We start from the raw sequence: 9,756 nt of genomic DNA on the forward strand, positions 1-9,756 counted from the left end.
TGAGTGAAGATTGATGGGGCGCTCGACGAACTCAGCGCTTCGCGGAGAGCGCCGAGGCAATGGTTATGGCGTTGTGGGCGAACAGCTTCAGGTAGGTGTCTGCTTCGGTTCCCGGTGCCGACAGCGCATCGGAATAAAGCCGGCCGCCGACGATGACCCCGCCCTCACGCGCAATGCGCTGGACCAGGCGCGGGTCGGAGATGTTCTCGACGAACACCGCGCGTACGTCCTCGCGCCGGATCTGGTCGATCAGCCGCGCGACCGAGGCGGCCGAGGCCTCGCTGTCGGTGTTCATGCCCTGCGGCGCAAGGAACTCGATGCCGTAGGCCGCGCCAAAATAGCCGAACGCATCGTGCGAGCTGATCACGCGGCGATGCTGGCGCGGCACCGTATCGAAACGTGCGCGAATCTCGCGGTCGAGCGCCTGGAGCCGCTCGATGTAGCTGGCGCAGCGCTGGCCGATCTCGGCTGCAAACGCCGGCCGTGCGCGCGCCATCGCATCGCGCAGGTTCGCCGCATAGCGCTGCGCGTTCGCAAGGTCCTGCCATGCATGCGGATCGGGCTCGCGGCCCATGCGGCGCACCGGCACGCCCTCGCTGGCCACGGCGACGGCACCGCGGTAGCCGGATGAACGCACAAGCCGGTCCATCCAGCCTTCGAACGCCAGCCCGTTGACGACGACCAGCTCGGCATTGGCGAGGCGACGCGCATCGGCCGGGCTCGGCTGAAAGACGTGCGCGTCGGAGTCCGGACCGACCAGGGCCGCGACTTCGACCGCGCTGCCGCCGATCTCGCGCGCCATGTCGGCGAGGATCGAGAAGCTCGCGACGACGCGCAGCGGACGCGGTGCGGTGGATTGCGCAAACACCGGCAGCGGCAGCGCGATGAGCGACGTGGCGAAGAAGCGGCGGCGCATGGGATTCGATGGAAAGTTCATGTCAGGCATTTCGATGAGAGCGTGGGCGCAGGAGCCGGGTGAGCAATCCACCGTTCGGTCCGAACACGAGCGACAGCAGATAGGTCGCGCCCGCCACCAGAACGATCGCGGGCCCCGAGGGCCACTGCGCATGAAAGGACAGCAACAACCCGGCAAAGCCGGACAGCAGCGCCATGCCGGCTGCAACCAGCGCAAGGCTCCAGACTTCGGCGGCCCAGAAGCGCGCCGCGGTGGCCGGCAGCATCATCAAGCCGACCGCCATCAGCGTGCCCAGCGCCTGGAAGCCTGCCACCAGGTTGGCGACGGTAAGAACCAGAAAGATGCCGTGCACCAGCGAGCCGGGCCCGCCCACATTGCGCAGGAAGCCCGGATCGAGGCATTCCACGAGCAGCGGCCGGTAGATGGCCGCCAGCACGACCAGCGTCGCGCTCGCGACGCCGGCCATCAGCATCAGCGCCGCGTCGTCCACGGCAAGGATGGTGCCGAAAAGCATGTGCATCAGGTCGACGCTGCTGCCATGGGTCGACACCAGCAGCACACCCAGCGCGAGCGCGATCAGGTAGAAGGCCGCAAAGCTCGCATCTTCGCGCTGCGACGTCACGCGCGTGACGAAACCGGCCGCCAGCGCCACGGCGAGCGCCGCGAGGAAACCGCCTGCACTCATCGCCGCCAGCGAGAAGCCCGCAAACAGAAAGCCGAGCGCCGCGCCCGGAAGCAGCGCGTGCCCCATCGCGTCGCCCATCAGGCTCATGCGCCGCAACACCAGCAAGGTGCCGATCGGCGCGCTGCCCAGGCCGAGCGCCAGCGTGGCCACCAGCGCGCGGCGCATGAAGCCGTACTCCACGAAAGGCTGCACCAGCAAGGCCGCGGCGTTCATGCCACGACCTCCCTGCACACGGGCGCATCCTCGTCCCACGCCTCGGCCATCTGGCGCGCGCGGAACAGGTTCCCGGCATGCAGCACTTCGGCCGTCGGCCCCCAGGCCACACAGCGCCGCGCCATGAGCAGGGTGCGGTCGAAGTGCAGGCGCACCTGCTCGAGGTCATGCAGCACGACGATGACGGTGCGTGCCTCTGTATGCCAGCGCGCAACCACGGCCAGCAGGTCGGCGGTGGTACGTGCATCGATCGCGTTGAACGGTTCGTCCAGCAGGATCACCGACGCGTCCTGCAGCAGCACGCGCGCAAAGAGCACGCGCTGGAACTGCCCTGCCGACAGCTCGGCGATGCCGCGGCGCTGGAAGCCGCCAAGGCCGACGGCCTCGAGCGCGGCTCCCACGGCATCGCGCTGCCGTGCGGCGATGCCCTTGACGCAGCCGAGCCGCCCCCAGTGCCCGAGCGCCACCAGGTCGAACACGCGGATCGGAAAGCTCCGGTCGATCTCGGCCTGCTGCGGCAGCCACGCGATGCGGTCGCGCGAGGCGCCGTCGAAGGAGACCCCGCCCTCGGCTGGCCGGATGCGTCCCATGATCGCGGCAAGGAGGCTGGTCTTGCCCGCACCGTTCGGCCCGACGATGGCGGTGAGCGAACTCGGCGTGAACTCCCCCGACAGGTGATGCACGGCCGGATGGCCGCGATAGGCCACCGTGAGGTTGTTCAACCGGATGGCAGGAGGAGGAATCGGCGTGCCGCTCATTTCAGCGCCCAGCCGACAGCAAGCCACAGCGCCGCGGCCAGCATCAATGCGCCCGCCACGCGCACCCATGCGCTGGCCATCAGCAGGCTCGGCGGGCTCGGCGGGCTTTGCGGCCAGGCATTGGGCGCAGCTTCGGTTCGGCGGGGCGGGTGTTCCATGCCTTGACTATATTGCAATTGAGAATGAATTCGCAATAACAGAGAAAACCTTTGCGCCACAGGAGCGCGATCGGCGTTCCTTGAACATTCGACTGACGCGCAAGGGCAAGCAGATGGCCAGGAAGGCGTTCGATCAACACGGCCGCTGGATTGCCAGCCTGTTTCTCCATCTGTCCGTACAGGAGCGAAAGACGCTCGCCGGCCTGCTGCAAAAGGTGGCGGCACGCCGGCCATGACCAGCGGCATCGCGCATCACAACCTCAAGCAAAGGAGCTCCCATGTCCCACTACCTCGTTGAACTCTATTCCCCCAAACCCGGCTGGCCGGCGCTGCAGCGCAGCCAATTCCTGGACGGAATCAAGGCGGGCATGGGCGGGCTGGGCGCGCTCGGCGTCGAAATCCTGATGCTCGGCCAGACCGAACCGGGCATCGACCAGGCCAGCGGCCATCGCTTCCTTGGCATCTGGCGCTTTCCCGATGCCAAGGCCCGCGATGCCTTGCTGGCAGGCATCAAGGCGACGGGTTGGTACGAGCATTTCGAGCACGTGAATGCGGCCGGTGCCGGGGGCGACTTTTCAAGCCATCTGGCCGAGTTGGCGAATGCTTGAAGGCTGATCTTCCGGTGCATGCCAGGGAATAGCGACAGGGCTGCAGCGCCCTGTCCTGTGCTGCCGCGCCCGACTCAATCTTTTGGTGCGTGCGCCACGCAAGCCTTGGCCCACACTTCCAACCGATCGAGCAGCAAGACCAGCGACTGTCCGCGCGCCGACAGCGTGTAGCGAACCCCACGGGGAAAACTCGACAGGAGCTCGCGCGAAACCAGGCCTCGTTGTTCCAGGCCATCCAGGCGTTCGGTCAGCACCTTGGGCGTGATTCCGGCCAGGCACCCGACCAGTTCGCCATGGCGCTTGGGACCGGTCTGCAGATGCCAGAGGATCAGCGCGTTCCAGCGGTGCCCCAGGAAGGCCAGCCAGTCTTCGACCGGGCACTCGCTCGCGTGCTTGGCCGCAGGTGTGTCGATGCCGGCCGGAGCCGCCAGGTTCTCTGCAGTCCTATCCATTTGGTGAGTACTGGATCCGCATGCTGTGATGGGCTCCATCGTATTTCAGAGAGAGCCCGTCCGTCATGTCCAAGGTCACGACCCCCGCCGCAATGAACGAAGCCTTTGCCCGCGCGTTCAACAGCCGGCATATCGACAACCTGCTGTCGCTGTACGAACCGGATGCCGCCCTGCGCACCGATGCGTCCGCCCCGACATGCAGGGGAAAACCCGCCATCGCCGCGGAGTTCGGCAAGCTGCTGGAGATTCCGGGAGTGATGGTGTCCCGCAACAACTTCTGCGTGGAAGTGGACGGCCTTGCGCTGCTGCGCGCCGACTACAGCCTGAGCTCGCCGGAGGGAAAGACGATCCTCGCCGGCAGCTCGGCCGAGGTCGTGCGCCGGCAGGCGGATGGCTCGTGGCTCTACGTCATCGACCATGCGGCGGGTGCGAGCCTGCCGCGTGTTGAAGGCTGAGCCGGTCTGCGCCTGCCCTACCGGCGGCAGGAGGCCGCGAAGAAATCGAGGATCTGCTCGCCCAGCACCTGCTCCCCGCTGTTGAAGTGCGCCATGACGGAAACGTGGTTGTGGTCCGCGACTGTCATGTGGCGCGGCGCGACACGACGCGCCTCCGCCACGCGATAGGCGAATTCGGTCGCATAGACGTCGAGCAGCGGGTTCTCGTATTGCGCATTGACGACGAACACGGGCAACGCAAGGTGCGCCGCATGCGCCATGGGCGCCAGGGCCGGATAGCGGCTTGCGTCGTCACCGAAATACGCCCGCACGCCGGCCGCGTTGGGGTTTTCCGGCAAGGTGTCGGCGCGCAGCCGCGCGGACACCAGCACCAGGCAGCACACGTCGCGCCGCAGGTGGGCGAGCGCGGGATCGCAGGCAAAGGTCGCCGCGTGGGTGCCTCCGGCGGAATGGCCGATCAGGCAGATGCTGCGCGGATCGCCGCCGAAGCCGCGGATGTGCCCGGACACCCAGGCGCAGGCTGCGGCGACGTCCAGGGCACCTTGCGGATGCGGCGCCTCTGGCGCCAATCTGTACTCGACATTGACGCCCACGCACCCCTGGCGGGCGAACCAGGTCAGCACGTTGGCGTACATGGCCTCGTTGATGTCCTTGGCGCCACGGACGAAAGCGCCGCCGTGCACGAAGACCACCACGGGCGCGTCACGCGCAACTGCCGGACGATAGACGTCCAGCAGCTGGCGCGGGTGAAGTCCGTAGGAAAGTTCACGCGTGACGGCGACGCCATCGCGCGGTGCTGCCATCAACACAGGCAGGTAGGCGGCCTTGACCCGGTCGCCCGCGCTGCGGATGTCCTGCTGCCACATCGGGCCGACCTCCCGCAGCAGTTCCTCGATTGCGACGGGCCGGGGGATCGCGCGCATGGCCGGTCAGTCCTGCCGGAAGGCCGAGGCCTCGACCTCGAAACACCAGTCCGGGTGTGCCAGCGCCGCGACCACCACCAGGGTCGAGGCCGGCCGCGCCGATCCAAGGTACATGCTGCGGATCGCATTGAGCCGGGGCAGGTCCGCCGCACGGGTGAGGTAGGTCGTCACCTTGACCAGGTGCGATGCGTCCATGCCGGCCGCCTGCAGCACCGCCACCAGATTCTTCCAGGCCTGGTCGGCCTGGGCCTCGAAGCCTTCCAGCAGACGACCTTCCGGGGTCACGCCGATCTGGCCCGCCACGTGAAGGCAAGTGCCCGGGCCATGGGTGGAGATGCCGTGGCTGTAGGCACCGGCAGGCGCTGCGACGTTGCCGGGAACGATGCGTTGGTGCATGGCAGCCTCAGTGCACGACGCTGTCGATCTCCGGGATGGCCGGGATCTCGACGCCGTACACGCCGATGTCCTCGCGGATCTTGTTCACGCCCCTACGGATGATGCCGATCTCTTCATCGGGGTGCGTCGCGCCGAGGCCGTGGTCGGCCGCCAGCGCGCGGTTGCGGCCGGAGCGCGCGCGCTCGGCGTCTGGCAGGTTGACGACGGCATAGACGCCGTTGAGCAGGCTGCCGCGCAGCTTCTTCGCGACCTTCAGGCCGATCAGGCGCTTTTCCTCCGAGGACAACTCGCTGAAGAAGCGCCGCATGATGATGCGGCCGAACTGTATGTGGCGCGCCTCGTCGCGCAGGATCAGCCGGCAGACCTCGCGGATCGAGTCGAACCGGGCGTTCTCGTAGCGCGCCTGCAGCAGGTCGCCGGACAGCTGCTCGAACAGCGTGTTGACCGAGAGGCCGGCGAAGAAGCTCATGGCCTTCTCGTCCGACTCGTCGTGGAAGCGCGGGATGATGTCCTTGAAGTAGTCCGATCGCGGCATGGGCTCGTATTCGGCAAGGGCGTCGGCGATGCGGAAGCTGGCTTCGTGATGGCGGAACTCCTCGGCGATGAAGTTGGTGATGTGCTGCTTCACCTCGAACGGCTGGTGTTGAAAGATCGCGTCGCGCAGGCGCTCTGCGCCATAGGGGGTGGCGCCGTGCTCCATCCAGGCACGCAGGCTCCACCATTCGGCGCCGGCCTTGCGCACCTCCGGCGGCAGGTCGGCCTGCTGGAGGTCGGAATAGTCGATGTCGGCGACCGGGTTCCAGGCCAGGTCGCGTGCCTGGGTGCAGAGGCGCCAGACCTCCGGGTACTCGATCTTCGACACCACCGGATAGGGGTTGGGAACGGCGGGGATTTCTTCGAGCAGGGACGGCTGCATGGCGGGCTCCTTCGTTCGGCGATGGGGGATGCCGCTCATGCTAGGCGCGCGCTCTTGATACATCCAATACTGTTTAAATGGAGTCGTGATCCGAACTGTGTATATCCAGTCAACTTTCACAAGGCTGTTCAGATGATCGAGTTCAGGCAATTGCGTCAGTTCGTGGTGGTGGCGGAAGAGCTCAACTTCGGCCGTGCGGCGGAAAAGCTGCACATGTCTCAACCGCCACTGAGCGTGGCCATACGCAACCTGGAGCTGCAGGTGGGCACGCTGCTGATAGACCGCAGCCGGCACCATGTGCGCCTGACGCCGGCAGGCAAGGTTTTCCTGAGGGATGCGCACCGCCTGCTGACGCAGGCCCACGCGGCCACGGAGCGCGCCCGGCGCGCCGCCCAGGGCGCCGAAGGCTCGCTCAGCCTGTCCTTCGTGCCAAGCGCCGCGCTCGACCTTCTTCCGGACATCTTCAAGCGGTTTCAGCGCGACTACCCGACAGTCCACCTGCAGGTGACCGCGGAGACCACCACCCGGCAGGTGGAGGCCCTGCGTCGCGCCGAAGTCGACCTGGCCCTCGTGGTCGGCCCGCTGCAGGACGTGCCGGACCTTGCCTTTGTCGATCTTCAGGCACAGGGTTTCGTGATTGCCGTGCCTCGCAGCCATGCCCTGGCAAAACAGCGCTCCGTGAAGATCAAGGCCCTGGCGGCAGAGCCCTTCATCGCCTTTCCAGCGGCCGAGGGCGCGGGTTTCGTGGCGGCGCTTCTCAGTGCCTGCAAGGCCGCGGGCTTCTCGCCGAGGGTCGTCCAGGAAGCCTCCCAGATGCAGGCCGTGCTGACACTGGTCGCCGGCGGCCTGGGCATCGCCCTGGTGCCGGCCTCCATGCGCATGCTGGCCATGAAAGACGTGACCTTTCTCGACGTGGCCGAAACGCGTGCGCCGCCGACCTACCAACTGGCCTTCGCCTACAGCCGCACCAACGACAACCCTGTGATCCATTCTTTCCTGTCGGTGGCGAGCAAGGTCGTCTCGCACGCGCGCAGCACCTGAATCCCGGCATTCCGGCCGGACCATGGTGATTCGATTCATGTATGGATTCGGTACGCAGTCCGTATTGGACGTTATGACGCACCGTTTGCATCATGTTGGCAAGGCGCCGGGGAACGCCGCCGATGTCGCCCGCATCTGCCAACTGGAGTCCACGATGAAATTCATGAAGCTGTTCGCCGCCCCGGTGCTGCTGGCTGCAGCCATCTTCGCTGTGCCGTCGTCCGCGCAGACCTACCCTGCCCGCGCCATCACGCTCGTCGTTCCCTATCCGCCGGGGGGCTCGGCCGACATCCTGGCGCGTACCGTCGGCGAACAGCTGGCAACCCGCCTTGGGCAGCCTGTGATCGTGGAGAACAAGGCCGGTGCCGGCACGGCCATCGGCGCACGTTTCGTCGCAGATGCCAAGCCCGACGGCTACACGCTGCTCATGGGCACCGTCAGTTCCCAGGCGATCAATCCGGCCATGAGCAAGGTGGGCTACGACCCGATCAAGGGCTTTGCGGTCGTCAGTGCACTGGCATCGATTCCCTTCGTGCTGGTGGCCCATCCCGCTGCTCCCTACAGCAATGTGTCGGAACTGATCGCCGCCGGCAGGAGCAGCCCCGGCACCATCGGCTTTGCATCGGCCGGGCCCGGAACCTCCAACCACCTGGCGGGCGAGATGCTCGCGAACGCCGCGCATGTCCAGCTGCTGCACGTGCCGTATCGGGGCAGCGCGCCTGCGCTTGCGGATGTGCTGGCCGGGCATGTCCCCGTGATGTTCGACCTGCAGACCACCGCCATCCCCAACCTCAAGGCGCAGAAGGTCAAGGCGCTGGCCGTGACGAGTCTGCGTCGCAGTCCGTTGCTTCCCGACGTGCCCACGGTGGCGGAGAGCGGCTTGCCGGACTTCGAAGTCAGCGCCTGGTTCGGCCTGTTCGCACCCGCCAAGGTCCCGCAGCCTGTACTCAGGCAGCTGTCCGAGGCAATGGCCGGCGTCCTGCAGGCTCCCGCCATGGTGCAGCGCCTGCGGGAAATCGGTACAGAGCCGGATACCCGCAACGCCGCGCAGTTCGCCAGCTACACCGCGGCGGAAGTCGGCAAATACGCGCTCATCGTGAGGTCAGCGGGCCTCGCGCCCTGATGTCGCCCATGCCCCGACGCGAGCAAGAAAGCGCTCGGCAGCACGGAGTTCACTGGCGGCGATCCACTCGTTGGGCTGATGGGCCTGCGCAATCGCACCAGGCCCGCAGACCAGGGAGGGGATGCCCGCCTGCTGGAAGAAGCCCGCCTCTGTGCCGAATGGGATCTCGCCCGGTGGCCACAGCGCGCCCAAAGTCCTGGCCACATTCACAGCCGCGCTGCTGCCTTCCGCGCAGAGTGCCGGCACCCCGGCCAGTTGCTTCATCTCGACGGCCACGTCGGTTGGAACAGCCGCGAGCAGCCGTTCGAACTCGTCCCTTACCACCGCTGCGCTCGCTTCGTCCGGCGGACGGAACTCCCACAGCAATTCGCAGCATCCGGGAACGATGTTGATCGCAGTCCCGCCGTTGATGCGGCCGACATTGAAGGTCGTGCGATTGCCCTGCCGGAGAAGCGTGCGCGCCAGGCTTGCCAGCTGCGCGACGAGCAAGGCGGCCGGCTCGATCGCGCTGATGCCCAGCGCAGGGTCGCTGGAATGGGCCGGCCGGCCGCAGAAGGTGATCCGATGGCCGAAGAAGCCCCGATGGGCCAGCCCGATGCGCATCTGGGTCGGTTCGCCGACGATGACAAGCGCTGGTGACGGAAGATGGCCGCGCATCCCCGCGATCAGGCGCGGAACGCCGAAGCACCCCACCTCCTCGTCGTAGGAAAGCGCGAGGTGGATCGGGCGGCGCAGATCGAGGCGGCGCCACGATGGCACTGCGGCGAGGCACGCCGCGATGAAGCCCTTCATGTCGGCGGCTCCCCGGCCGTGGAACCGGCCCTCGCGCTCAACGAGCGTGAAGGGGTCCGAATCCCAGGCCTGACCGTCGACGGGAACCACGTCGGTGTGGCCGGACAGAACGATGCCGCCCGGCGCCGGCGGGCCGATGCTGGCCAGCAGGTTGGCCTTCGTGCCGTCGTCGCTGTGGATCAGCCGTGCCTCGACGCCATGGCCTTCCAGGTATCCGGCCACCCAGTGGACGAGCGCCAGGTTGGACCGATGGGACGTCGTATCGAAGCCGACCAGAACGCGCAGGAGTTCGACCGTGTCCATGGCGTGATTCCGATGGG

General features: G+C 67.1%; 14 protein-coding genes. 5 read left to right on the forward strand and 9 right to left on the reverse strand.

From position 1 onward, the window contains the following. Nucleotides 1–31: 31 nt before the first annotated feature. From ACAM54_RS13210 to ACAM54_RS13225, 4 genes are read right to left on the reverse strand one after another with little or no spacing between them, the layout of a single operon-like run. Nucleotides 32–937 (reverse strand): metal ABC transporter substrate-binding protein, encoded by a 906-nt coding sequence (locus tag ACAM54_RS13210; protein WP_145747383.1) that lies wholly within the window; start codon nt 935–937, stop codon nt 32–34. Between the two features lies 1 nt (nt 938). After that, nucleotides 939–1,814 carry a metal ABC transporter permease gene (locus ACAM54_RS13215; RefSeq protein ID WP_369647861.1) on the reverse strand — a complete coding sequence of 292 codons (876 nt, stop codon included), beginning with the start codon at nt 1,812–1,814 and terminating at the stop codon, nt 939–941. Then, entirely contained in the window at nt 1,811–2,572 is a 762-nt protein-coding gene (locus ACAM54_RS13220; protein ID WP_369647862.1) for a metal ABC transporter ATP-binding protein, read from the reverse strand. Before ACAM54_RS13220 ends, ACAM54_RS13215 begins: the two co-directional genes overlap by 4 nt. Further along, nucleotides 2,569–2,730, reverse strand: a complete 162-nt coding sequence (locus ACAM54_RS13225; RefSeq protein WP_369647863.1) for a hypothetical protein — start codon at nt 2,728–2,730, stop codon at nt 2,569–2,571. Before ACAM54_RS13225 ends, ACAM54_RS13220 begins: the two co-directional genes overlap by 4 nt. A gap of 80 nt (nt 2,731–2,810) precedes the next feature. On the opposite strand from ACAM54_RS13225, the gene ACAM54_RS13230 reads away from it, so the two are divergent. Then, on the forward strand, nt 2,811–2,966 hold the full coding sequence (locus tag ACAM54_RS13230) for a hypothetical protein (protein ID WP_369647864.1): 156 nt from the start codon (nt 2,811–2,813) through the stop codon (nt 2,964–2,966). A gap of 42 nt (nt 2,967–3,008) precedes the next feature. Next, nucleotides 3,009–3,338, forward strand: a complete 330-nt coding sequence (locus tag ACAM54_RS13235; protein WP_369647865.1) for a DUF6616 family protein — start codon at nt 3,009–3,011, stop codon at nt 3,336–3,338. A 74-nt stretch (nt 3,339–3,412) separates the two neighbouring features. Here the strand turns inward: ACAM54_RS13235 and ACAM54_RS13240 are convergent, their stop codons facing one another. Next, a complete protein-coding gene (locus ACAM54_RS13240) occupies nt 3,413–3,790 on the reverse strand; it encodes a winged helix-turn-helix transcriptional regulator (protein ID WP_369647866.1) in 378 nt (125 codons plus the stop codon). 65 nt (nt 3,791–3,855) lie between these two features. On the opposite strand from ACAM54_RS13240, the gene ACAM54_RS13245 reads away from it, so the two are divergent. Then, nucleotides 3,856–4,245 carry a nuclear transport factor 2 family protein gene (locus ACAM54_RS13245; RefSeq protein ID WP_145747387.1) on the forward strand — a complete coding sequence of 130 codons (390 nt, stop codon included), beginning with the start codon at nt 3,856–3,858 and terminating at the stop codon, nt 4,243–4,245. Nucleotides 4,246–4,262: 17 nt separating this feature from the next. Here the strand turns inward: ACAM54_RS13245 and ACAM54_RS13250 are convergent, their stop codons facing one another. From ACAM54_RS13250 to ACAM54_RS13260, 3 genes are read right to left on the reverse strand one after another with little or no spacing between them, the layout of a single operon-like run. Then, a complete protein-coding gene (locus tag ACAM54_RS13250) occupies nt 4,263–5,168 on the reverse strand; it encodes an alpha/beta hydrolase (RefSeq protein ID WP_369647867.1) in 906 nt (301 codons plus the stop codon). A gap of 6 nt (nt 5,169–5,174) precedes the next feature. Next, on the reverse strand, nt 5,175–5,564 hold the full coding sequence (locus tag ACAM54_RS13255) for a RidA family protein (RefSeq protein WP_369647868.1): 390 nt from the start codon (nt 5,562–5,564) through the stop codon (nt 5,175–5,177). 7 nt (nt 5,565–5,571) lie between these two features. Further along, complete coding sequence (locus ACAM54_RS13260) at nt 5,572–6,480, reverse strand: hypothetical protein (protein ID WP_369647869.1); 909 nt, start codon at nt 6,478–6,480, stop codon at nt 5,572–5,574. A gap of 132 nt (nt 6,481–6,612) precedes the next feature. Here ACAM54_RS13260 and ACAM54_RS13265 point away from each other — a divergent pair, with 132 nt between their 5' ends. Together ACAM54_RS13265 and ACAM54_RS13270 are read left to right on the forward strand one after the other, a co-directional pair. Further along, nucleotides 6,613–7,521 carry a LysR family transcriptional regulator gene (locus tag ACAM54_RS13265; protein ID WP_369647870.1) on the forward strand — a complete coding sequence of 303 codons (909 nt, stop codon included), beginning with the start codon at nt 6,613–6,615 and terminating at the stop codon, nt 7,519–7,521. 154 nt (nt 7,522–7,675) lie between these two features. Then, nucleotides 7,676–8,644: a Bug family tripartite tricarboxylate transporter substrate binding protein gene (locus ACAM54_RS13270; protein WP_369647871.1), complete on the forward strand. Its 969-nt coding sequence runs from the start codon at nt 7,676–7,678 to the stop codon at nt 8,642–8,644. Here ACAM54_RS13270 and argE read toward each other — a convergent pair. After that, on the reverse strand, nt 8,624–9,739 hold the full coding sequence (gene argE / locus ACAM54_RS13275) for an acetylornithine deacetylase (RefSeq protein ID WP_369647872.1): 1,116 nt from the start codon (nt 9,737–9,739) through the stop codon (nt 8,624–8,626). The two genes, ACAM54_RS13270 and argE, sit on opposite strands and share 21 nt — an antisense overlap. Between the last annotated feature and the right edge of the window lie 17 nt (nt 9,740–9,756).

The organism is Variovorax sp. V93, from assembly GCF_041154485.1.
GTDB lineage: Bacteria > Pseudomonadota > Gammaproteobacteria > Burkholderiales > Burkholderiaceae_C > Variovorax > Variovorax beijingensis_A.